Annotated in this window: 19 protein-coding genes; 8 read left to right on the top strand and 11 right to left on the bottom strand. The window is 49.3% G+C overall.

Annotation, left to right across the window (positions count from 1 at the left end; genetic code table 11):
• Nucleotides 1–111: 111 nt before the first annotated feature.
• Both MKY44_RS27160 and MKY44_RS27165 read right to left on the bottom strand, forming a co-directional pair.
• The gene (locus tag MKY44_RS27160) at nucleotides 112–633 is read right to left on the bottom strand and encodes a hypothetical protein (protein WP_341009407.1); all 522 of its coding nucleotides are present in this window, start codon (nucleotides 631–633) and stop codon (nucleotides 112–114) included.
• Nucleotides 634–830: 197 nt separating this feature from the next.
• Nucleotides 831–1,229, bottom strand: coding sequence for a nuclear transport factor 2 family protein (locus MKY44_RS27165; RefSeq protein ID WP_445670666.1), 399 nt, complete (start codon nucleotides 1,227–1,229; stop codon nucleotides 831–833).
• 163 nt (nucleotides 1,230–1,392) lie between these two features.
• Here MKY44_RS27165 and MKY44_RS27170 point away from each other — a divergent pair, with 163 nt between their 5' ends.
• The 3 genes from MKY44_RS27170 to MKY44_RS27180 all read left to right on the top strand — a co-directional run bounded on the left by MKY44_RS27170 (nucleotide 1,393) and on the right by MKY44_RS27180 (nucleotide 3,673).
• Nucleotides 1,393–1,710: an ArsR/SmtB family transcription factor gene (locus tag MKY44_RS27170; RefSeq protein ID WP_341009957.1), complete on the top strand. Its 318-nt coding sequence runs from the start codon at nucleotides 1,393–1,395 to the stop codon at nucleotides 1,708–1,710.
• 69 nt (nucleotides 1,711–1,779) lie between these two features.
• Nucleotides 1,780–2,595: a hypothetical protein gene (locus tag MKY44_RS27175; protein WP_341009410.1), complete on the top strand. Its 816-nt coding sequence runs from the start codon at nucleotides 1,780–1,782 to the stop codon at nucleotides 2,593–2,595.
• A 118-nt stretch (nucleotides 2,596–2,713) separates the two neighbouring features.
• Nucleotides 2,714–3,673 carry an MraY family glycosyltransferase gene (locus tag MKY44_RS27180; protein ID WP_237177487.1) on the top strand — a complete coding sequence of 320 codons (960 nt, stop codon included), beginning with the start codon at nucleotides 2,714–2,716 and terminating at the stop codon, nucleotides 3,671–3,673.
• 181 nt (nucleotides 3,674–3,854) lie between these two features.
• On the opposite strand, the gene MKY44_RS27185 is transcribed toward MKY44_RS27180, so the two are convergent.
• The 3 genes from MKY44_RS27185 to MKY44_RS27195 form a co-directional block, all read right to left on the bottom strand.
• Nucleotides 3,855–4,673 carry a carbohydrate ABC transporter permease gene (locus MKY44_RS27185; RefSeq protein WP_340387935.1) on the bottom strand — a complete coding sequence of 273 codons (819 nt, stop codon included), beginning with the start codon at nucleotides 4,671–4,673 and terminating at the stop codon, nucleotides 3,855–3,857.
• Nucleotides 4,673–5,566 (bottom strand): carbohydrate ABC transporter permease, encoded by an 894-nt coding sequence (locus MKY44_RS27190; RefSeq protein WP_076320327.1) that lies wholly within the window; start codon nucleotides 5,564–5,566, stop codon nucleotides 4,673–4,675. The genes MKY44_RS27185 and MKY44_RS27190 overlap by 1 nt, the downstream gene beginning before the upstream one ends.
• Before the next feature lie 138 nt (nucleotides 5,567–5,704).
• On the bottom strand, nucleotides 5,705–7,048 hold the full coding sequence (locus MKY44_RS27195; RefSeq protein ID WP_341009412.1) for an ABC transporter substrate-binding protein: 1,344 nt from the start codon (nucleotides 7,046–7,048) through the stop codon (nucleotides 5,705–5,707).
• A gap of 490 nt (nucleotides 7,049–7,538) precedes the next feature.
• On the opposite strand from MKY44_RS27195, the gene MKY44_RS27200 reads away from it, so the two are divergent.
• Nucleotides 7,539–8,570, top strand: a complete 1,032-nt coding sequence (locus MKY44_RS27200) for a LacI family DNA-binding transcriptional regulator (RefSeq protein ID WP_341009958.1) — start codon at nucleotides 7,539–7,541, stop codon at nucleotides 8,568–8,570.
• 680 nt (nucleotides 8,571–9,250) lie between these two features.
• Here MKY44_RS27200 and cydC read toward each other — a convergent pair.
• Genes cydC through MKY44_RS27220 form a run of 4 tightly spaced genes read right to left on the bottom strand, consistent with a single transcriptional unit; the run spans nucleotide 9,251 to nucleotide 15,523 of the window.
• Nucleotides 9,251–11,188 (bottom strand): thiol reductant ABC exporter subunit CydC, encoded by a 1,938-nt coding sequence (gene cydC / locus MKY44_RS27205; RefSeq protein WP_341009413.1) that lies wholly within the window; start codon nucleotides 11,186–11,188, stop codon nucleotides 9,251–9,253.
• A 1-nt stretch (nucleotide 11,189) separates the two neighbouring features.
• Nucleotides 11,190–13,106: a thiol reductant ABC exporter subunit CydD gene (gene cydD / locus MKY44_RS27210; RefSeq protein ID WP_341009414.1), complete on the bottom strand. Its 1,917-nt coding sequence runs from the start codon at nucleotides 13,104–13,106 to the stop codon at nucleotides 11,190–11,192.
• A 1-nt stretch (nucleotide 13,107) separates the two neighbouring features.
• Nucleotides 13,108–14,163 carry a cytochrome d ubiquinol oxidase subunit II gene (cydB, locus tag MKY44_RS27215; RefSeq protein ID WP_240768199.1) on the bottom strand — a complete coding sequence of 352 codons (1,056 nt, stop codon included), beginning with the start codon at nucleotides 14,161–14,163 and terminating at the stop codon, nucleotides 13,108–13,110.
• Entirely contained in the window at nucleotides 14,108–15,523 is a 1,416-nt protein-coding gene (locus MKY44_RS27220) for a cytochrome ubiquinol oxidase subunit I (RefSeq protein WP_341009416.1), read from the bottom strand. Before MKY44_RS27220 ends, cydB begins: the two co-directional genes overlap by 56 nt.
• A gap of 383 nt (nucleotides 15,524–15,906) precedes the next feature.
• On the opposite strand from MKY44_RS27220, the gene MKY44_RS27225 reads away from it, so the two are divergent.
• Genes MKY44_RS27225 through MKY44_RS27240 form a run of 4 tightly spaced genes read left to right on the top strand, consistent with a single transcriptional unit; the run spans nucleotide 15,907 to nucleotide 20,402 of the window.
• Nucleotides 15,907–17,199 carry a tetratricopeptide repeat protein gene (locus tag MKY44_RS27225; protein ID WP_341009418.1) on the top strand — a complete coding sequence of 431 codons (1,293 nt, stop codon included), beginning with the start codon at nucleotides 15,907–15,909 and terminating at the stop codon, nucleotides 17,197–17,199.
• A complete protein-coding gene (locus MKY44_RS27230; protein ID WP_341009420.1) occupies nucleotides 17,196–18,191 on the top strand; it encodes a glycosyltransferase in 996 nt (331 codons plus the stop codon). The genes MKY44_RS27225 and MKY44_RS27230 overlap by 4 nt, the downstream gene beginning before the upstream one ends.
• A 1-nt stretch (nucleotide 18,192) precedes the next feature.
• The gene (locus tag MKY44_RS27235; protein WP_341009422.1) at nucleotides 18,193–19,734 is read left to right on the top strand and encodes a glycosyltransferase family 4 protein; all 1,542 of its coding nucleotides are present in this window, start codon (nucleotides 18,193–18,195) and stop codon (nucleotides 19,732–19,734) included.
• Nucleotides 19,731–20,402, top strand: coding sequence for a class I SAM-dependent methyltransferase (locus tag MKY44_RS27240; protein ID WP_249912783.1), 672 nt, complete (start codon nucleotides 19,731–19,733; stop codon nucleotides 20,400–20,402). Before MKY44_RS27235 ends, MKY44_RS27240 begins: the two co-directional genes overlap by 4 nt.
• Before the next feature lie 261 nt (nucleotides 20,403–20,663).
• On the opposite strand, the gene MKY44_RS27245 is transcribed toward MKY44_RS27240, so the two are convergent.
• Together MKY44_RS27245 and MKY44_RS27250 are read right to left on the bottom strand one after the other, a co-directional pair.
• Nucleotides 20,664–21,128 (bottom strand): hypothetical protein, encoded by a 465-nt coding sequence (locus MKY44_RS27245; protein ID WP_341009423.1) that lies wholly within the window; start codon nucleotides 21,126–21,128, stop codon nucleotides 20,664–20,666.
• Entirely contained in the window at nucleotides 21,095–22,651 is a 1,557-nt protein-coding gene (locus tag MKY44_RS27250) for a tetratricopeptide repeat-containing glycosyltransferase family 2 protein (RefSeq protein WP_341009425.1), read from the bottom strand. The genes MKY44_RS27245 and MKY44_RS27250 overlap by 34 nt, the downstream gene beginning before the upstream one ends.
• Nucleotides 22,652–22,770: the final 119 nt, after the last annotated feature.

The raw sequence follows: 22,770 nt of genomic DNA on the forward strand, positions 1-22,770 counted from the left end.
CACCCCGCCATGGTTATGTCCATATGGCAATGGGCTTTTTTTCATGCACAGACTATATAAACTCTATTTAGAATGTATCAATTTATCTCTCAGCATTCTTGGAGCTTCCCTTTATATTCTATTAAAGTATCCAGGGGCCGCCACAGCAACCGTCCTAAAATAGAAAAATCTCTTTTCCAGTTCCTGATTCTCTGGTGAAAACTCGGTCAGAAACTCAACTGAATTCAACATTTCTTCGGTCATCACGCTAGGTCTCCACAAAGCCAATTGGATGTCTTTGAAAATAAAAGAAAATCCTAACTCCGCATCGATGTCTCGAGTATATGGTGTCTTACTATCTATTAGCTTAACGAGATCATCAGCCTTTGTTCGAAAAACATCAATATTATCATATGTAAGGACAACATCAGATTCATCAGGTGGATAATCGTGTGGATTACTTACTTCAATAAAACAGAGTTTATTTTCCGAATTATACTCCAATCGGTTATAGAGCTGACTAATCTCCGGGGCGATGCGCTCAATGATCTCTTCTACCTCTGATTTACTCATTCCCAACTTAAATGGTCCAATGCCGACCATGGGTATGACTTCTAAAGGTTCCATAACGTTTCGGTTCCCAACTTCGTTCATGTAGCTCACTCCTCTTTATTTCAACAAATAAGAATTATAACGTTGATCCCTATACTCTATTCCTACCCTAAAAAGAGTGATTGAGCATGTTGGGTATAACAAAACCCCACAGCATGAAAGAACAGTGGAGTTAAGGTTTCCTATCTTTTATTGAATCAGATTTCTAACAACTATAGCACTGAGATCCTAGATTTTAATTACTGATTATACTTGCTGAACGCATTCTGGTCGGCCTGTACATTCTCCAGGTACACGATCTGCCCCGCATCATTCACACGAGCGATATCGATGCCTGCTTTGGCATATACCGTTCCGTCTGCCGCTTGTCCGCATACCGCCCAGTTAGTCTGGTAGCTGCCGTCAGGCTGTTGCACCCACGCGTCCCACATATGTTTTACATCCTTATTGTATTCGTAAAAAGCCTTCATAAAACCATCAAACCCTGATCTGCTGGTGCCGTTAAGCACAATCTCTGCATCCGGTGTAAACAGGGACAATAAGTCCTGCATGGCACGCTCATCTGTGCGTGAAGCATCAAATAAACGGAAATAGTTGTTCAACAGTGTAGTGGTACTCATAGTACTCATAGTACTCATTTATATTCCTCCTAGAATAAAAAGCCGTTTTCCAATCTTTAAGTTCGAATATTTTCGAACTAACTGAAAAGAAATGTATCATACTTCTTATACTGCCTGCAAGATATAGTTCGAAATATTTCAAACATTGAAAGAGAAAGCCGAATATGCTAACGTCATAGATATGAGAACTCCAACGATACCTATGGCTTCGGAATTGAAACTGACCACGGTCTGCAATGCATTGGGCGATCCGATCCGCATGAAAATTGCACACTGCCTGGCCAGCTCTGGCGAGAAAAATTGTTCCGCCTTCGAAGTAGACCATATTTCTAAATCCACGTTGTCCCATCACATCAAAATTTTACGTGAAGCTGGCGTGATCCAGCCGCGCATTGAAGGTAAACAGCACTTCTACTCCCTACGAAAGGACGAACTAAACACACGTTTTCCAGGCCTCGTTGAGATGATTCTGAATACAACCGAGGAATACGTACATTAAAGTAAGCAGGTTTGAGATTGAAGAACTACTTTCATCATGATCGCAATTCCCATAAAGGAGGCTAACCATATGGACAAAAAGGCGGCAAAGATACTGCTGAGCACCTTCTGGGGAGGTGGTGGTTGGAAAACAACCTCTGTACCCTTCTCTGGAGATGAATTTGAATATGCCAAAAGCAAAGGTGTTATGTTCGATCCACTCACGATCACGCATGACGAGATTGTCCAGCGTCTATACGACATGCATCAGGATGACTCGTTCAAGGAACGGGTGATTTCGGCATTTCTACATAGTCTGTCCACCAAAAAAGTCTATCTGCGCAGCGCATTATCCAGCTGGGCTTTAACGTCGAAGATGCCTTTACATACCTATGCGGAACGCCCTGCCCTTCACCCTAATACCAGTGCTTGTGGGGATTGTAATTTCCTGCGTTTGCAGTCAGACAAGGAATATACCAACGTCGATTTAAATGTCCTGAACTTTGAACGGATCAAGTGGGGCGGCGTGCGTCATGGCTGGTTGCTCTACTGCCTGATGGATCTGGAATTACTGCTTCAGGACAACGATGCAAACTATGAAGTAACCCCGGAAGACCAAGCCATCCTGGTCAACCTGCTTGAAGCAGCTCAGACGGAAGACCCCAAAGACAGTGCTCGTTCCCTCGAGAAGAAGTGGAAGAATCTCTTCCCTTCCAGCAAACAGGAGCGAGATGCCCTGCTGGAAATCTGGGCGGCAGCCGGCATACTGGTTCCTGGAGATAAACCGAGAAAACGCAAAGGTGGTTCCAGTGATTTCGTCTTTGCAGCAACTTGGCAAGGTGATGATGGATATAATGCGGAAGTCGCAAATCATTATTTCGGCTCCTATCTTCCTCAAATACAATAAAACCTGAACTTTTGCTCACCTTTGCGTACGTCTGGTTACAATAATGACATCGACAGATTTCCTGTTTAACTCGTATAATAAGGGGAAATTGGTAGATGGGAGTGAAACAAGCGAGTTTATGGTATACATACTGGCTTTTATAGTGTCTTTTGCTGTCGTGGTTCTGCTTATTCCGCCGCTTGGTCGACTGGCTCACCGGCTCGATTTTGTGGACAAGCCTCGGGAAGATGTGGAGCGTAAGCTACACAGGCAACCTATCCCGCTCACGGCGAGTTACGCGATATTTACTGGATTTTTCCTGACATACATTGCTCTGACGAAAGAAATCACATGGGAAACAGCGGCTCTGGTGGCTGGTGGTATGCTTCTGCTAACGATTGGTACCGTCGACGACTGGTACAAAACAAAAGGCAAAGATTTTCCTGCCCTACCCAAAATGCTCGTACAAGTCTCTGCGGCAGTGCTCGTATTTGCTTCTGGCATTGCGTTCACCGGATTCGTGAATCCCTTCAACGCGGAATATGTCATGCTTCCGATCTGGTTGCAATTCATTCTCACGATCCTGTGGATCTTCGGGGTGACCACCGTCATCAACTTCTCGGACGGCATGGACGGACTGGCTGGCGGATTATCGGCCATCTCGGCAATTACCCTGTTCATCGTGGCGCTTGCCAAAGGTCAAACTGATTCCGCACTCATGTCGATCATTCTGGTCGGTGTAACGATTGGTTATCTGAAGTACAACAAAGCTCCTGCCAAAGTGTTCATGGGTGATGCAGGCGCTACGTTCCTTGGCTTCATTTTGGCGGTTATCGCTCTGGATGGTGCATTCAAACAAGCAACCATGTTGTCCATCTTCATTCCAATTCTGGCGCTGGGTGTACCGATCTTCGACAACATCTTTGTCGTCATCAAACGTTTCATTCAAGGTAAAGCGATCTATCAGGCCGATGCGAGTCAAGCCCATTATCGGTTGCTGCGTGCCGGATTGAATCAAAATCAGGTGGTAGGTGTACTGTATCTAGTCAGCACATGTCTGTGTCTATCCTCCATTATTCTGATGTTAGTGGAGTTATAAAACCAAAATAACGATGAAAATAATAGAAGCCACCTTCATTGCGTTGAGGGTGGCTTTCTTATGATGTTTTTTTGGATCGCTTGCCTTTTTTTCGTACTACACTCTGTACGTCCCACTATCCCTGATGCCTGCGTGACTCCTCCTTAAGAGGCACTTTCAGTTAAAGCGGAGTGATTCTAACTTACGATTTAACAGCCCCTGCCATAGCACCTCCAACAATGAAACGTTGCAAAGCAACATACAGGACAACCAGTGGCAAGGTAACAATCAGAATGCCACAGGCGAGCAGCGGCCAGTTGTTCATGTATTGTCCATAAAATGTAAAGAGTCCTTTGGTTACCGGCTGATAATTCGGATCAGATAAATAAATGGTTGGCCCGATAATATCGTTCCATACACCAATCGCGGTAAGAATAATACCTGTTGCCAGGATCGGTTTCATTAACGGAACAAGGATGGTGAACAGATACCTTGTATACCCGCACCCGTCCATGGCAGAGGCCTCATCCAGTTCACGCGATATTGATTTGATATAACCCACAAACATGAGAAAGGCAATGCCCGTACCTGTCGTCTTCAATAAGATGTACCCAATTTGGGTGTTGTAAAGACCCAGATTATTGATGAGGGAAAACTGCGGAATGAGCGGGTTGGGAAGGTACATGGAAATCAGAAAGAAAATATAAATGAGTGTGCTGAATTTAACATATCTGCGTGCGAGCGGGAATGCAGCAAATATAGATAAAATCAACGTCAGCAGGGTGGACATCCCTGTATAGAGCACACTGTTCCACATATACTGAGAGAAGTTCCCTTTGTTCCATGCTTCGGAAAAGTTCTCAAGCCGGATCCCTTCGGTAAGAGCTACAGGATTGAGCAGATACTCTGTCTGTGTCTTCATGGATACATTGAACAGATAGAATAGAGGGAAAACGTACAACGCAAGCATGAGCAGAACGATAACGTAGCTGACCATTCTGGACGTTTGACTCTGTTTCATTACGCTTCCACCTCTCTTCTGCGGAGATAAAATAAAGCAACCATCGATATGGTAAATACAAAGAGGAACTGAATCATCGCGACAGCAGAAGCCAAACCGTAATCAGCCGTTCCTGTGCCAAATGCCGTAGCATAAACATCAAACGCAAGCGTCGTTGTATTGAACTTGCCGCCTGTAAGTACATAGATAATATCAAAGGTTTGCAATGCCCCTATGATAGACAAGAGCATGTTAACCGTGAATGCAGGAGCAATCATGGGGAATGTAATGTTCGTAAATGCTTTCCATCCCGAAGCACCATCCATGTAACCCGCCTCATACAGATCGCTCGGAATGGACTGCAGACCTGCAAGAAAAATCGTCATGGAGTAACCCATGTACATCCAGATTTGAACAAAAATAATCAGTTCAAAGGCGATATTATAATCGCCAAAAAAGTTGGAACTGGTACCAAAGAAATTCAGAAAGGACTGGGCTGGTCCGCCCAGCGGATTTGCAACGAGTTGCCAAATGAGTCCAGACACAGTAACCCCCAGCACCACTGGCAAAAAGAATACCGCGCGATATAATTTATCGCCTCTAAGCTTTTTATTGATCAAAATCGCTATAAACAAACCCACTGCATTTTGTATGATCACAACAGCAAATGCAAAGTATAAGGATCGCCCAATAGCATCCATTCGGTCTCCAGCATTGGATGCACCAAAAAATGTTTTATAGTTTTCAAAGCCGATAAAGCTCCATTCCTGGCCCCGAACACCAGTAGCATCTGTAAACGAAAACAGTATCGTCACAAGTGATGGACCGAAGCCAAACACGACATAAAGTAACAACGGAATGCTCAAATACAGATAAGGAATAAGTCTTGCCTTACCTTTCCCAAACGGATACATCGTCCTCACACCTTTCATGGGGTAAAACTAAGACATAAGAAAACCGGAATAACAGCCTTGTCTGGCCTGAAGGCTCAGACCCGAGCGCTATTCCGGCGCATGCGGCCAACTTGTGCCATGAATATGAATGATTATGAATTACTTTGGAGCAGCAGCATCCCAGTCCGCTTGGGATTTACCTGCAAGCTCTTCCGGTGTTGCAATCGGTCCGGCTGGCTTGAGCATCTCTGCGTGAACGCTGGCCTCCGAAATGTACTGTCCTACATTCTGACGGTTAATGAACAACTGATCCCAAGAAAGTTTAAAGTCCTCCAGGTAAGGCTGAATGCCTTGGATAAACTCACTTGTCATCTCCACATCAGGCTGTGTAGGCAGGAAGCCGGCTGCATTCACAAATTCCGTGTAGTTCTCTTTCTCCGATAACATATCAAGCCATTTCATTGCGTAATCCTTGTTCGGTGAGTTATCCACCACCATCCAGGTCATATCGTATTTACCCGCCAGATTTTTGTTCTTGGCTGCATCATTGCTACCTGGAATTGGGAAATACCCAAACTTCAGATCAGGGTTGGCTGTTTGAATTGTTGTTGCATCCCAAGTGCCGTCAGCAATCATAGCCACCTTGCCTGTAGCGAACAAACTGGGCAATGTTCCGTAGTCAATACCCATGAAACCAGGCATTGCATTGTTCATCAGATCCTGAGATTTCTGCAAGACTTCAAGTTGAACCGGATCAGTCAGCTTGGTTTCACCAGTCCATAGACCTTTGATATAAGCAAGCTGATCTTCATGAATAGAGGCCTGAAGCCCTTGCACTGCAAGACCTATTGGCCATACATCTTTACCCGCCAGACCCAGCGCTTCGACACCATTGTCTTTGAACACTTTGATAACATGTTGCAATTCATCCCAGGTTGTAGGGATCTCCAGATTATATTTTGCGAAGAGTTCCTTATTGTAGAACAGTCCTGTGAATGCCACCTTGCCCATGTTTACACCGTACACCTTATCGTTATACGTCATTGCGTTCTGTACATCCGCTTCATTGTAGTTTTTGATAAAAGATTGATCAGACAGATCACTGATTAACCCGGCATCGATCCATTGCTTCCACATCGGACCAGCAGCACCACTGGACCACTCCTGTGGTGCGCCTACAAAACTTGATTTGAGTGGAATGATATCCACGTCCCCATTACTTCCGGCGTTCATCCGTGTTTGCATCAACTGATCGTAAGTCGCGTCTGCCGGAACCGTTGTATATTCCACCTTTACGTCCGGATATTTCGCTTCAAATTTCGTATTAAACTCTTTGATGTAGTTGTTAATATTCTCTTGCTGCCAGTGAATGATCTTCAAGGTAACTTTTTTGCTGCTGTCTGTAGCCTGAGTTCCTTCTGATTCCGAAGAGCTGCTACTACAAGCGGCGAGCACACATAATAAAGCGGTTACAAGTACAATGGCTAAAGTCATTTTCTTCATTTTCGTTGTCCCCCAAATTTTTGAATTAAATCTACGAAATTAGTTTCGTTAATTCCACCCTTATTATGACTTCAGATCTTTATTTTGTAAATAGTCATTTTGTTTTTTTGATTTTCATGCTCCAACCCGCTTGATAAAAGCTTTATTTATTGCTGTATACGTTGAAATCAAGGTAACCTTTACGATAATTACGAAAGTTACGAAACACAGCATATAACATAATTTCATATAGAGCCCCAGATAACCCGGTATTCCTTTAACTGGACTCAAAATCTCTAAAACAATTAAGATTACGAGCTAAAATTCGTCCTTATTTTCGTTACAAACCTCCTTGATCACTTCAAACCTATGGATGCATATTATTTCAAGTGTGAAACCCCCTCTCTGCTGTTGACTCTCCGGTCTATGTAGCATAGAATACTTGCAAGAAAGCGAAAAAACCGATACAGCCCCAGTTTACGAAACTAGTTTAGGAATCCGAGGGATGTTTATGAATATCAAAGCGATAGCGAGTTTAGCCGGCGTGTCTGTAGCCACGGTGTCCAAGATTATCAATAACTATCCAGATATTAGCGAGGAAACGCGCCAGCGTGTGCTTAAAATTATGGAAGAGACAGGCTATCGTCCATCTTCTTCAGCCAAAACACTGGCAACCAAAAAATCCAGCCTCGTTGGCGTTGTGTTTGCAGGGAAGCTGAACGTGGATTTCAGCCACCCTTTCTTCGTACAGGTTATCAATGCGTTTAAGAAACAAATTGGCTTGCTTGGATACGATCTACTCTTCTTCTCGAATGAGAAGTTTCTGGATCAAGGTGAGGACTACTTGGCGAGATCCAAGTATTTTCAAGTGGATGGCTGTATTATTATTGCGGGGGATGAGGTCGAGAGCAGCATATTCGACCTGGATGCCAGCCCGATTCCTTGTATCGGAATAGATATCGAGCTAACAGGACAAAGCTCCTGTTACATCATGTCCGATAACGATAAGATCTCAACCAAAGTTGTAGAACAATTTTATATGAACGGTTATCGAGATGTTGGTTTTATCGGGCTGGAGCGCGCCTCTCTTGTGATGCAACAGAGAGAGATGGCTTTCAAACGTTCACTAAATCAGTTTAGTCTTGATGAAAAACCCGAGTGGGTTGTATACAGCAAAGATTATGCTGCAGCGGATGGATACGAAGCGGCCAAGAAAATGCTCGCCTGCAAGACTCTGCCACGTGCCGTGTTTGCAGCCACAGATCTACTTGCCTTTGGAGCTATTCGCGCCTTTAAGGAAGTGGGGTTACGCATTCCAGAAGATATAGCTGTGGCAGGTTGTGACGACATCGAAGCCTGCCGTTATACCGATCCACCGCTAACAACCGTCAAGCAGGATACGGACAAAATTGGACGCCTTGCTGCCATGATTCTGTTCGATCTGATGAACAAACAAATGGATAATCGTTGCATTAAAGTAGAGCCGGAACTGGTTGTGCGTCAATCCTGTGGCACAGCCATGCTGCTGGCACAGGAAATCTGAGCATTAAGTCTTTGGGACTGGCTGCTGCAGATCAATTCACATCATAGACATAGCGATTTTTCATACTATATAAATTGAACTTAACATTTACACGAGAACGTAGAGGACAGAAGTAACCTGAAGAAGCGGAGCTAAAAGCTTTCTGAAAGAAAGCTACTTCGTAAGCTAAACTTCGCCTTTATCACCAGATTTTCTCCTTTGTAAAGCCGAATATAAAAAATCTGGGGATAACAGCGATCAGAAGGTTGTTCTGTCATCGGAGTGGCAAGTGTAAATATTCTTTAGTTCAATTTATATAGAGTCCACACCAGGAAGCGAAAAGAGGATGTCTCCTACGTCATGAATATGACAGGGGGCATCCCTTGTTTGTGTTATTTTGTTTTTAATGAACTTGAGACACGCTAATTCGCTTCCATTTGCCGAGATCTGAGATCTAACGAATCACAGAGACGTTATTTCGTCGATTCGGTGGATTTTTTAGGTTTGATCACGTTTTATGGCGAAATAGCGTTACTGAGATTCGTTAAATCTTGCAAGCGTTGACGATCCGCCTTTTAAGGTGCGGCAGGTTCGTTAGCGCTTGGAGCGAGGCGGAATTCCTTTTGAGACAGCCCCATTTGCGATGCTGAGTGAACGTACAGTCCTGCTCTGAGATCATGGTTATATCGAGAAAGTTCCTGCTATCTGGAAGCGGCAGTAGGCAGCTTGCCCTCTACTGTCTGCAAGTCAGACCATCCGGGTCGATCAAGTTCAATGAGACGGCGGTATCGCTCTTCCCCAGCCAGCAATTGTTCGTGAGAACCCTGTATGGCAATCTTTCCATTTTCCATAAAAATAAGTTCGTCCATCTGTTCCGCACCAATCAGGTGATGGGTGACCCAGATCATCGTTTTGCCTTGCAAGCTGTCCAGAATGGTGCGCATCAACTCGCGTTCCGTCACTGGATCAAGCCCAACGGTTGGTTCATCCAATATAATAACGGGCGTCTCCCGGAGCAGTACTCTGGCCAGAGCAATCCGTTGCCTTTCCCCACCAGAGAAACGCAGCCCCGTCTCCAGCATCGGTGTGTCATATCCCTGCGGCAAAGATTCGATCAGACCGGATAACCCTACTTGGGCGGCCACCTGACGAATCTCCTCATCCATTGCATGTGGACGACCAATCCGCAAATTATTGGCTACCGTGGTGTCGAACAGGTGTGGACTCTGATTCAGCACTGCGATGACATCAGTGACACTCTCACCCAAGGTCTGCACAGGCATATTATTGATCAGAACTTTCCCCGCAGATGGACGCAAAGCCCCCTGAATCAGCTTCAACAATGTCGATTTGCCACCGCCGCTTCGTCCAAGAATGGCTAATCGTTTGCCTTGTGGCAGATGAAGAGATACGTCCTGTACGGCGTAGGAATCATCCGCTGCATAACGGTAACTTACGCGATTAATCTCGATGTCTGCTCTGAGTTTGGGTGGAATGCGAAGACAAATTCGTCTGTCCGGGATATCATTCGCAGCTGGCAAGGACTCGGATGGCTGTCCAACCATCACGTTGCCGTTTTTTACTACAGAGATCGATTCGCCCGTTCCATCCGCATCACCGGCTCCATTCTGCAACGGAAGATAATCTTTCCCTTCGAGCTGCTTCAAGCGATCCAGTGATTCTCGGTACTGTGGAAGATGCTCCACCGCATCCCCTACAGGGAGAAGTGTTTCCGTGAGCGGAAATAACACCAGTACAAAAGCAGCAATCATCACGGCAGGTAATTGCCCGACAGAAGCGGCGTTCCCGGCCCATAACGTAACCGATACCACCAGCAGGCCAATGACGCACTGGGCCATCAGATCACGCCAGCGTGTCCAACGCCGCAACTTGCGACGAACTGCGTCGACCTGTTCCTCCGCCTCTTCCTGCTGCTGAACAAATTCTGCCGCTCGTCCACTTGCAAGCCAATCTCCCAGTCCAAGTACACCGTCAGTTAGACGGGTATACAACCTGCTGTTATCCTTTTTCAGCCGCACACGCCATTTCCAAGTCACTTTCAGCGAGATCACAGGTAACACGGCAACGAGAAATAACATATACAAGCCCATCCACACCGCAAATCCAAGATCCACACTGCCAAAAGCAATCACAGCTGCACCGTACATCACAAGCGCGGTAACGGCAGGAAACACGGTACGCAAATAGATATCTTGCAACCGCTCCACATCATCGGCAAGTGCTCCGAGTACATCTCCTGTCTGCATACGAGAGCGCAGGAACAGGGCCTGTGGCTCCAGAATGCGATATAACTTCACCCGCTGATCAGCCAATACGCGCAGTACGGCATCATGTCCTGCCAATCGTTCGATATATCGAAAAACAGCTCGGAATATCCCAAATGCACGTACCCCAACAATAGGTACATACACCATCAGAATATTTTCAGGACGCAGCGCAGACTTGGAGATCAGAAATCCGGAGGTGAACAGCAACAGTACCGCACACAAGGCAGCGCATGTGCCCAGCGCAATGACTGCGATGAATCTCAATCGGTACTGTGCCACATACGGAGCAATCCAGCTATTTTTTTCTTTTCCGTTACGGACGTTCTCCATATGTTCATATCCGGACTTCATTTTATATCGCCTCCATCTGGGCCTGAATCATCTGATAATATACACCTTGTCGTGCCAGTAATTCCTGATGTGTTCCCGTCTCTGCCACTGTGCCGCCATCCATGACAATAATTCGATCCATATGCGGCATCCAATGCAGACGATGGGTAGCCAAAAATACAAGTTTTCCTTCAAACAGCGGCAACATCGTCTGCTTCAGTTCATACTCTGTTTCCACATCCAGATGTGCTGTCGGTTCATCAAGCAGCAGAATGCTGCGTTTACTAAGCAAGGCTCTTGCCAGCGCTACCCGTTGCTCCTGCCCACCACTGAGTTGTCTGCCGCCAGCCCCAATTAGCTCATGCAGCCCACCGGATAATGAGGTCAGAAGCTTGGTTAATCCAGCTGCGCTAATGGCCTTGGCCACTTCCGCATCCGAAGCCTCCGGCATATAGAAACGAACGTTATCGGCCAGGCTTCCACTGAAAATATACGGATGCTGCGGGATAGCTGCCGTCTGTCTTCGCCAGGATTCAAGCATATCCTGTGTCACAGGCTGGCCGTTAGCCAGTACTTGACCCGAAGTAGGCAGCTGAAATCCAGCCAATACATCAATCAACGTGGATTTGCCTGCTCCGCTGGCACCAATAATACCGATTTTGCCAAGACCCGTGATCTGAAATGTGACATCCTTTAGCGAATAAGGACCTTCATCATCATGCCGTACCTGTACATCCGTTAGAGCCAATCTGCTATTCTCATTCCAAGAGAACCCTGAGGAAGAGGAAGAAACAAGCTCAGGAGTAGTAGAAACAGAAGCAGGATCAGGAGCAAGATGCCCCGCAGCCGTTTTATCATTCAACACGACACGTATGGTCGAAGTAGTAGCTTTCCCCTTACCCGAAGATAACGATGATGCAGATCCCGTCCCATCCTCTGCCATGTCCGCGTGCGCAACAACGTTTGCATAGGCTTCTTTCTGTTTCCGCTCAGCAGCTTTCCCCCGTTCAATCACCTGATTAATGGTCGCTCCGGCTTCCTTACCGTCCAATGTGGCATGATAATCAGCGCCTAGCATACGTACAGGCAGGAAATATTCGGGTGCCAAAATCAGTACCGTCAACGCAGGGCCAAGCAGCATATGCCCTTCCGTCAGACGTAATCCCAGACCAACCGCCACGGAAGCAACGGACAGCATGGTGAAGAAATCGAGTGCAAACGAAGACAGAAAGGCCATGCGCAGAGTAGACATCGTCGCCTTCCGATACCGCTGACTGACCCGCAGAATGGACCCTTCATGTGTTTTGCTCTGTCCCAATGTTTTTAGCGTCTCCAGCCCCCGCAGGGTATCAACAAAATGGTTAGCGAGTGCTTTGTAGGATCTGAATTGTCCGTCTATCTTACGCTGAGCTGCGAGGCCAATCAGAATCATGAACACAATCAGGATTGGGAGTGTCAGCATCAGACTAACCCCGGACATCAGATCCAGCTTGAACACATACAGCAAAATGACGATGGGGGTGAACCCCATGCCCAGCATGCGAGGAATGAATAGTTCCAGATACGTCTTGAATTGAGCTGTTCCCTCACGTGCCAGTGTAACCAGATGGCCTGTGCCCTCTGTCTTGGCATAACGCGGCCCAAGCCTGAACCACTGCTCCACCATCTGTCTGCGCAGATCGGTCCCTGCCTTCTCCGCATATCGTGAAGTCACGAGTTGTAACCAGAAGGATAGGGCGTAGCGGGCGGCAAAAGCAGCCAGGAACAGCAGCAGTACCGGGTACTGCTCCGTTACGGATGAACCTTCAAACAATGCCGTGATGGCCTGTGCCAGCCATTTGGCTTGCATAATGATCGTCATCGCCTGTAGCAGCACCAGCGCTGAGGCCAGCGCAAGTACCGGCCGGATGCCCGGCAGCTTCATCAGCCCCCGTCCCATATCAGTACTCCAGGTGGTGCTGCTCGTTCAGACGTTTGCGGAAGATATAATAACTCCAGATCTGATAACCGAGAACAAACGGCAGCAGTGTGCATGCTACAATGGTCATTACTTTCAATGAATAAGCGCCGGATGCGGCGTTGTATACGGTCAGGTCATATGCCGCTCCAAAGGAACTCACCATCACTCTTGGGAAAAGTCCGATAAATACCGAGGCAAAGGCAATTGCAATAACTCCCCCAGTCATACCAAAAGCCCAGCCTTCACGCTTTTGACGAACAAAGTAGGCCGCAAGTGCAAGCGAGACTGCGCCAAGTACAACCATGATCCAAAGAGCCCAGCCGCGTACGGCGAACACATCCGTCATGAAATACGTCATTAACGCGTAAACAGCGAGTAGTGCAGCCAGCGGCAGCATCAATTTTTGCGCTGTCTTCAAGGCACGCTCTCTGAGATCACCTACTGTTCGTAGTGATGCAAACAGCAATCCATGAACCAGACACAGCAGGGTTACGCTCAAGCCACCAATCACGGTGTACGGATTAACAATATCGAGGAATCCTGCACGCAACTGCATCTCCCCATCAATGGGCAGACCTTTCATCAACGTGGCAAAGACCACTCCGAACAGGAAAGGCAAGAGCGCGCTGGAGACAACAATGATGATGTCCCATGTTTTGCGCCAGCGCTGCTGTTTCATTTTACTGCGGAATTCGAAAGCAACTCCGCGGCCAATCAAGGCAAGCAACACCACCACAAGTGGCAGGTAAAAACCACTGAACAACGTCGCATACCAGTGCGGGAAGGCAGCAAACATTGCTCCCCCCGCCGTAATCAGCCATACTTCATTACCATCCCAGAACGGACCGATCGAGTTGATCAGGGTCCGGCGTTCACGGTCTGTTTTGGCAATAATGCCTGTAGACATCCCCACACCAAAATCAAAACCTTCCAAAAAGAAGAAACCAACAAACAATACGGCAATCAGCAAAAACCACAACTCACTTAGTGACAACGGAATAACCTCCATCCACGCCGAACGGATCGGCCGATTCATCGTGATCTTCCGGCTTCTCGACCGCAAATGGGCCTGCCTTGATCTCACGAACGAACAGGTATACCATCACGATTCCGAGAACCGTATACGCAGCGGTAAATGCAATGGTCGAAAACAGGATCATTCCTGCGGATACATTCGGTGAGACTCCGGCTTCGGTGGTCATATAACCAAATACCGTCCATGGCTGTCTTCCAACCTCGGTCATAATCCAACCTGATGTATTGGCGATAAACGGCAAGGATATAGCGAATACCATCAGACGCATAAACCACTTTCCAGCGACCTCCAGCTTCTTACGAATGGCCAGAAACGTACCGTATAGCGCCAGTGCAATCATCAAACCACCCGCTGCGATCATGATGCGGAAACTCCAGAATGTTGTCCGTACCGGCGGGATGTAGTCCCCCGGCCCATACGTCTGTTCATACTCAGCTTGAAGTTCCTTCATGCCTTTGACACTACCGGAGAACTTGCTGTAGGACAGGTAACTGAGCAATCCAGGGATTTTGATCTCACCCGTACTCTCCTGTTTATCCGGATCGATAAAAGCGACCACCGTCCATGGTGCCGGATCTTCTGTCGTTGTCCATGTGCCCTCACTGGCTGCCATCTTCATCGGCTGTGTCTCCACCAGATATTGCGCCTGGAAGTGACCCGAGAATGCGACGCCGAATGAGGAAACAAGAGCGATAATGATCGCAATATTAAACGATTTGCGGAAGATCTCCACATCCTGCTTTTTCATCAATTTGTAGGCACTGATCCCGGTTACGACGAAGGCTCCTGTCATCAATGCCCCAAAGATTGTATGTGGGAACTCAACGAGAAGCTGACCATTTGTGATGAGTGCAAAGAAATCATTCATCTCGGCTCGGCCGTTGTTAATCTCAAACCCAACAGGATGTTGCATAAATGAATTGGCTGCCAGAATCCACAGCGCGGACAGGAATGTGCCGACAAACACCAGCCAGATGCAGGCCAGATGCACTTTTTTGGACAAACGATCCCATCCAAATATCCACAATCCAATAAATGTAGACTCCATAAAAAACGCCAGTAGCGCTTCAATAGCCAGTGGCGCACCGAACACGTCCCCGACAAATCGGGAGTACTCGGACCAGTTCATGCCGAACTGGAACTCTTGCAGAATACCTGTGACAACCCCGACGGCAAAGTTAATCAGGAACAGTTTGCCCCAGAACTTGGCCATCGTTTTGTAGATTTCCTTCCCCTTAACAACGTACAACGTCTCCATGATTGCAACCAACAGTACAAGACCGATGGATAGCGGGACAAAAAAGAAATGGAAAATCGTTGTAAGTGCATATTGGATACGCGATAACATAATCGGATCCATACCGTTACCCCTTCTTTCTGTTCACTTCGCAGTATGCGTATTTGGCATTGAAGCTGCACCTTCGCTGTCTATCCGCCAAATACGTTGATGAACGTATTGTGCCAGATTACCTATTTTATACATGTGAGAATTATCACAATCTTCGTCTCTAGAGCAAAAAAAAGTGATCCTGGTCACACAAAAGATAAAATTCAGCCTATTATCACAGCTTGCCAACTTCATCTATTCATGGAAGATACTCATGTTTGGGACGGAATGCCCATATGTTAGTCTCAGGCATATCATGCGAAGTACCGTGAGGGCTTTACATATGAAGTGAAAGCATGAAACACAAGCAGAGCGAATGACGCTCCATATTACAGTCAAGGTGAGGTGAACTATTCATGGAAAAACCTGCACCACTACCAGGTGAAGACACCGAAGCCAGCCTGGATAAGGCCAGTACAACACAGTCCCCGGTCCGGTATGTTCTCTTCCCTCGCAAAGGAGGCTGGTCATCCTTTCCCTATCCCGATATTGCTGCACTGCTGTCGATCGAGGGAGAGGTCTACTATGTCAGCAGCCTGACGCAAACAGAAGATGTACCTCCGGTCATTACCGTCATCTCCCTCCCTGAAGCCGAGCAGCTATTGCTGGAACCTCGCACCGTAGCCGTAGTCGCCCATCCCTACTGGCTAATGGCTACAGCTTCGCTGGAGCCTGAGCTATGTATTGCCCTGCTCCCCGAACCTGCTGGAAACGAAGCAGAATCTCCGCTATGGGAGAGCAGTATTTCCAAACTGGTCGGCATCGCCGATCTGGTAGGCACATCCTCCGAAACACGTTATATGAAGCTGTTATTCCAAGGCGTACGTGCTATCTGGCTGGGCGGAGAAGACCCTGCACCTGCGGGTACGATGCAAAAGGATGATCTCGAAGTCCCTCTCCGGGACTACGAACTGCTCTTCTTGCATGCGCTGCGGCAGATCCTGTCAGGCACTCCAGATAGCGTCACCCTGCTTCAATGCAGTGTACGTGCCGACTTCTACCGTCAGCTACGTGCCAAAGCAGGTGCACATGAGACGATATCCTTTTTGCTGGCAGCCTATGAGTACTTGCTTGAAGATCCTCGGGCTATCCATTCACTTCAAGAGGCATTCTCCCATGCGGTCTTGAATGGTCGTAGTGATTGTGTAGTCTCCCACTATAGATTCCTGTCTGCCATTCATGCCCGGACCGGACAGTTGGAGGACGCCCTGCGGGTGTACGGAATTAGTGCAGCCGATGAACAAGAACAGCATCATTATGAACAGCTCTGTCGCTGGCTTGAGGCGGGAGAAGATCAACTTGTACGAGCGGAATTACTGCGTATGAACGATGATTACGGAAACGCCCTGCGTATCCTGGACGAACTTGGCGGAGAAACGGCGAGACATTGGAAATTCCGCATCTACAAGGAGACTGGACGTGTGGAAGAAGCACTGGCTCTGGTGCATGCAGTCGATATTCAGGATGATGCCAGTCGCCGGGAATATCAGCAATTATCCGGTAGTGCGCTGGCACTGCGAGGGGAACGACACGGGGCAGTCCGACATTTCCTTGAGACAGCACTGGAGGATGAAGATGCGCTGGCCCGGATTGTCGAGCTGGAGCTGTTGGATCATGCTGTACAGCAATTGCTTGGGGAGGTGCCATGATGCTGGACCCAAAGAAGCGTAGACAACAGTTGAATGGGCCAATGGTGCACAGGGATATCCGAACCGAAACCACTTACACACCAACCGAAACAGTCGATCGAACACATACAGACGCATTGGGAAATGGCGATTACACCCCGGATCATGCACAACCAACACAGGACATCCGAAGCCAAGTGCATCACTGGGGTGATTCACAAGGTCAGGCAGAACAGAGTGCAGCTATAACACAAGAGGAAACAAGTGTATTCAAAGAGCCCTTCTCCATTCGCCGGGTTCGCAAAAGCAAAGGCAACAAGCTGACCGCCATGCTTCAGGTTCGCAACGAACGTGGCCGATACCTTGAAGAAGTATTGCATGATCTGAGTGAGTTCGTGGATGAGATCGTGATTGTGGACGATGCCAGCACAGACGGAACACCGGATCTATGCAAAGCCTATCCAAAGGTGGTCCGTCTGGAGGTATTGGAGAAACCGCTGTTCGCCGAGGAATGGCGCCTTCGCAACACCTTATGGCAAGCGGCTGCGGGAACATGTCCCGACTGGTTACTCTCGGTTGATGCGGATGAGCTGTACAGCTCAGAGGCCAAGAAAGCCATACGCACTCTGATTAATCAGGAGTATGCGGACTGGTTTGCATTCCGTTTCTACGACATGTGGGGTGGCCGGACCCACTACCGGGAAGATGATCTCTGGTCTCTGCACAAACGGCATACCGCTTCACTTGTACGGTATATGCCTGGATATCCTTATTTTTATCCACAACAGAATCATCACGTTCCCCGTCTTCCCTTGTCCTGCACTGTATTGCCTGGGGTCAGTACGGAACTGAAGGTTCAGCATCTCGGCTGGGCCGGCAGTCTGGAGGACCGGGTTCGTAAATATTTGCGTTACAAGCGCATTGATCCTAGCGGTGAGTGGGGCAATCTTGCACATTACGAGTCTATTCTCGATCCGGAACCTCGGCTGATTCCCTGGAAGGAGGGACCGTGAGATGGGCGTGGTGAGTATTCTGACGCATAGTTTCACCGATGGGTATAACCGGGAATTCGGTCGTGTATTTGGTGGCGGACTGGAACGCTATATTCTGGATCTGTGCAGTGTCATCCGAGGACTCGGGCATATTCCCGAGGTTCATCAGCTCTCTTATTTTGAAGCATTCCAGACTCGGACGGAGCAGATTGACGTATTTGGTTATTCGTACGATATGGATAATGTACCGGAAGCCTTTGACCGGATGGCAGCAGCAGCGCGCGGCCCAGTGATCTATGCCAGCTGTCTGTGGCAACCCATCACCTATAAACCCGGCAGTCTTGGCATCTGTCACGGCATTAACTGGGATCGTCCCGGACTGCCACTGGAGACCAAACAACAAGTCGCGGAACATATTCAACTGGCTCTGGATGGACTCGTGCGCATTGTATCCGTGGATTCCCATTTCCAGACCTTTTGCCGGGCCGCTTGTACCTATACCGACCCAAGACAGGTTGTCCTGATTCCCAATGCAGTGGATACGTCCTATTTCACACCAGCCCCACCAACACGGACCTTCGAGCAAGAACAGGAAGACGAATGGCTTGCCGCATGGAAGAATGATCTGGCGAGTCATGAAGAAAATGTTGGTGCAGTTATATCAGGGGTGCAAGCTGTAGAAGGCAAGGGGGGAACGAGTCGTGATGAAGCGGACAGTGGTAAGGCTAACAGAGATGGAGGTGAGGATACAGATAGCGATCAAGAACGAGAGGGGAAAGAAACGGTAGATTTCCATTTGAATATATCGAAACTGGAAGAAGTCGAGGCAGATGGCGCAACGTATAGGTTTGCTCATAACCACCGGCATTCAAAGGATTGCGCTACGGAGATTCTAGTAGAAGCAGATGCTGAGTATCAGATTAATGGTCCGATTCAGGGACAGGTTGAAAAGAAAACTGTAGATGCCCGGATGACCTCTCCCCGCCCAATTCGCATTATCTATCCACGCCGCATCAGCATGGAACGGGGTATTATTCCAATGATGCTGGCGGCGGATAAACTACTTGGAGCCTTTCCGGATCTGGAGATTGAATTTGCAGGGGAACTGGTCGAAGGCAGTACGGTCGGGAGAGTCTTTCGTTACTGGCATCGTACTCATCCACATGCGGAGCGAATTAACCAGCGCACGTATGATTTCCGGGATATTCGGGAGGCCTACCATCAGGCAGATATCGCCGTAATTCCAACCGTGTTCTCGGAAGGCACCTCCTATGCCTGTCTGGAAGCGATGAGCTGTGGACTTCCGGTAATTGCCTCCAATGTTGGCGGATTGAATGATCTGATTCAGGATGGTTTTAATGGGCTGCTAGTACCTCCTGGTGAGCAGGAACTAACCGCCGCTCTGGTACGTCTTGTACAGGATCGGGCCGAGCGAGAACGACTGGGAATCTATGCGCGCGAGACTGCACTATCCTATGATCTTGCCAGGTGGCGGAGCCGGTGGAGCACGGTGTTGGAATCTTTTTTGGCAGAGACAGGATTAAAGGAGGGAATTCGGGGATGATGGATACGCCCAAGGCAACGGAATTCATGGAATCAAGATACATTCGGCAAAGTGATCCTAAAACGGACACACTGGTCTTCCCGCTGCATCCGGCATGGTGGAGCCGTCCCTACGAATATGAATGGGCCCGGCGGTTTGCACGTCCGGATGATGTCGTCCTTGATGCAGCCTGCGGCATCTCCCATCCATTCAAATTCTGGCTCGCCGAACACTGCCGCGAGGTTCACGCCTGCGACTGGGATGAACGTATTTTGTCTGAAGAGGCGATAAGACTGGATATTGTTTCTGATTTTGGCGAGCAAGCCGCCCAGGATCTGCCGGAATCAACTCTCGTCAGATTGCACCGTGCGCAGGCCAATCTGGCCCAGCTTCCGTACGAGTCGGGTAAGTTTGATCGGGTGTTCTGTATCTCTGTACTGGAGCATCTGGATACGGGCACGATGCTGCGGGCGTTTCGGGAATTCGCCCGGGTGCTGAAGCCAAACGGACAGTTAATCGCTACCTTCGATGTGCCCGAGATGCGGCCTGATCTGCTGGAGACGATTATGGCTGTCACCGGATTAACCATTGAAGATAAGCTGAATGTGGAGGAGCCGGACGATGCCATCTGGTCTGACATGTACGGCACGCCGATCCGCTGTTTTCGAGCGGTGATATGCAAAGGTTGAGACGAATTGGGTTGCGTTGGGTTAAGTGCAGAGTGGAAAATTAAGGGCTTAAGAGCTCGACCCATTAGCAACGGAAATATACACGGTTCGGGCAATGCTCCGATTACCAGTAGCTCCGTTGCTTTTGCAATTTCAATTGGAGATCAATTGAGAAACAGTTCGGGATTACAGGGATTGGGGGTTGGGGACTAGAGACTAGCAATCAGAAATTAGTGATTAAAGATTAAAGATTAAAGATTAAAGATTAAAGATTAAAGGAAATTATAGGTGTATCAGTAACATGTTGCACTGGTTGGTGTACTCTTTGGCAGAGGCTGCGCCGGGTGCTGTCAGGCGCAGCAGGGTTTGCAGGCCCGGCGGGATTTTCGTCGCCGGGCGACCTTTGGCGGCAGGTTGCCGCGCAGTGAGTTGGGCCAATTCGGCCCATTCACGCGCCAGGTTCTGCCGCCCGGCGAGCAGCGCGAGCGTGCCCGCAAGGAGCGCGTGAGCGGTGCGCTCCGGGGCGGGCACTTCGTCCGCGAAGGGCTGCTGCGCGCCGTCAGGCGTGCCGCATAGCGCAAGCAGCCCTTCGCGGACGCTCACGGGTGCGCGCAGCAACCCGCAGCGGGCCGCAGGCGGAAGCGCTGCGAGCAACGCCAGCGCGCCGCGGGGCGGCAGGGCTTGCAGCAGGCGCAGCCATGCGGCCCAGGCGCCTACGCCGGCGAGCGCTTGCGCAGCGGCGAGCACGCCGCCTCGCGCTGGCGCGGCCGGGCCAGCGGGCGCCGCGCCGCGGGGCTGGCTGCCGGCCGTGGCCCCGCGCTGAGCAACGCCTCAGCGGCGTGGGCCGCTGCGGGCAGCGCTGCCTGCTGGCGAGCCGCCGCTCGGGCGTTGCGCCTGCCGGGCTGCTTGTGGCCCAGCGCCCAAAGCGCCAGGGCCGCCTCTGGCCCGTGCTGCGCATGCGCCGCCCAGGGCTGCAAAGCCGCCCGAGCCGCGGTGTCCTCGCCCAGCTGGGCCAGCGCAAGCCCGGCGGCAAGCGGCTGTGCCCGCAGCGGTGCAGCCAGCGCCGCCGCATGGCGCAACAGCCACTCCGGCCGATGCGCGGCAAGCGCGGCCGGGATCAACGCTTGCCATGCCACAGGCGGCAAGCTTACCCGAGCGGCGACGCTGGCGATGGCATGCGGCCGCCCTATGGCTGCGGCCAGCAACAACAGCCGCTGCCATGCAGCCATGCTGCCGGGTTGCATGCCCAGCGCCGCTATGTACGCGGCTTCTGCCTCTGCCCAGCGACCAGTCCGCTCATATGCCATGCCTTCCAGCGTCAGGCTACGATAGGTCCCAGCACCAGAGACTGATGTATACCTGCTGGCTGTAAAAGCAGCTGATTTAGCCTGTTTTAACCAACCCAAGGCCACGTCCTCTCTCCCTTGGTCCAGTTCAAGTACAGCACCAAGCTCCAACAAATCCGGAAAATCCTCATACACGGGCGCCCATGCTTCCACTACAGCAAGTGCCCGTTCCGGGATGCCAATCTCTCGCCAGGCGTAAGCCGTTTTCAGCACCAGATCCGAGTGATATCCACACTCCGGCATAAGTTGTGCTAATAATGGCTGTAACAAACGGAGTGCTTCATCATACTTCGCTTGCTGAAACCACTCGGCAGCCAGAGCATATAACAACTCCGGTTGGTCGCCCTCCTGATTCAACGCGGAGCGGATCAATTGCATATTTCGTGCACCTTTATTTTTGGCAGTAATCACCTGCTCCAGATATCCATAATGAATGACCTCAAGTCCAGAATGAAACACACCTTGCGGAGCCAGTGCCAGGATGGAAGAAGCAATCTCTTCATGAATTCTGCCCTGAAAGGCAATTCGGGGATCATTTCGGAACAAACGACATACCGCATCCGTCACACGCTCTTCACCGGACACACCCAGCAGACTTGTGACCTGTATCCAGTATCCCCACACGTCATCCCTACTTGCCGCTAACAACCGCATGAGTTCTGTCTTCATCTGAGGGGTCTGTACCCATACCTCATCCGCATCAAGCACCAGAATCCACGGTTTCGTAGCAGCGGCCAGCGACAAATTACGGACTTCACTGAAATCTCCGTTCCATTCCGTATGAATTACAACAGCACCATGGAGACGCGCAATTTCAGTTGTATCGTCTACCGAGCCTGTGTCCACAACGATGATCTCATCCACAACATCCCTGACTGCATTCAAGCACCGCTGGAGTGAACCGGCTTCATCCTTCACGATCATACACAAACTAATCCCTATGCCCATATTCATCACCACCCCTCACCAACGGAGTTCAGCCCCATCCAGTACGCATCTGCATTACCTTTAGCTCCTGCACCTACCTTATATCATTTAGCTCT

The sequence above is a fragment of the Paenibacillus sp. FSL R7-0026 genome (assembly GCF_038004485.1).
Lineage (GTDB): Bacteria > Bacillota > Bacilli > Paenibacillales > Paenibacillaceae > Paenibacillus > Paenibacillus xylanexedens_A.

Coding starts and splice junctions, on each gene's coding strand:
- cydC (WP_341009413.1), bottom strand. CDS start 11,188: ATGAAGTCCGGATATGAACATATGGAGAACGTCCGTAACGGAAAAGAA.
- cydB (WP_240768199.1), bottom strand. CDS start 14,163: ATGAATCGGCCGATCCGTTCGGCGTGGATGGAGGTTATTCCGTTGTCA.
- MKY44_RS27195 (WP_341009412.1), bottom strand. CDS start 7,048: ATGAAGAAAATGACTTTAGCCATTGTACTTGTAACCGCTTTATTATGT.
- MKY44_RS27170 (WP_341009957.1), top strand. CDS start 1,393: ATGAGAACTCCAACGATACCTATGGCTTCGGAATTGAAACTGACCACG.
- MKY44_RS27175 (WP_341009410.1), top strand. CDS start 1,780: ATGGACAAAAAGGCGGCAAAGATACTGCTGAGCACCTTCTGGGGAGGT.
- MKY44_RS27240 (WP_249912783.1), top strand. CDS start 19,731: ATGATGGATACGCCCAAGGCAACGGAATTCATGGAATCAAGATACATT.
- MKY44_RS27230 (WP_341009420.1), top strand. CDS start 17,196: ATGATGCTGGACCCAAAGAAGCGTAGACAACAGTTGAATGGGCCAATG.
- cydD (WP_341009414.1), bottom strand. CDS start 13,106: ATGGGACGGGGGCTGATGAAGCTGCCGGGCATCCGGCCGGTACTTGCG.
- MKY44_RS27160 (WP_341009407.1), bottom strand. CDS start 633: ATGAACGAAGTTGGGAACCGAAACGTTATGGAACCTTTAGAAGTCATA.
- MKY44_RS27185 (WP_340387935.1), bottom strand. CDS start 4,673: ATGAAACAGAGTCAAACGTCCAGAATGGTCAGCTACGTTATCGTTCTG.
- MKY44_RS27225 (WP_341009418.1), top strand. CDS start 15,907: ATGGAAAAACCTGCACCACTACCAGGTGAAGACACCGAAGCCAGCCTG.
- MKY44_RS27220 (WP_341009416.1), bottom strand. CDS start 15,523: ATGGATCCGATTATGTTATCGCGTATCCAATATGCACTTACAACGATT.
- MKY44_RS27235 (WP_341009422.1), top strand. CDS start 18,193: ATGGGCGTGGTGAGTATTCTGACGCATAGTTTCACCGATGGGTATAAC.
- MKY44_RS27180 (WP_237177487.1), top strand. CDS start 2,714: ATGGTATACATACTGGCTTTTATAGTGTCTTTTGCTGTCGTGGTTCTG.
- MKY44_RS27250 (WP_341009425.1), bottom strand. CDS start 22,651: ATGATCGTGAAGGATGAAGCCGGTTCACTCCAGCGGTGCTTGAATGCA.
- MKY44_RS27165 (WP_445670666.1), bottom strand. CDS start 1,229: ATGAGTACTATGAGTACTATGAGTACCACTACACTGTTGAACAACTAT.
- MKY44_RS27190 (WP_076320327.1), bottom strand. CDS start 5,566: ATGTATCCGTTTGGGAAAGGTAAGGCAAGACTTATTCCTTATCTGTAT.
- MKY44_RS27200 (WP_341009958.1), top strand. CDS start 7,539: ATGAATATCAAAGCGATAGCGAGTTTAGCCGGCGTGTCTGTAGCCACG.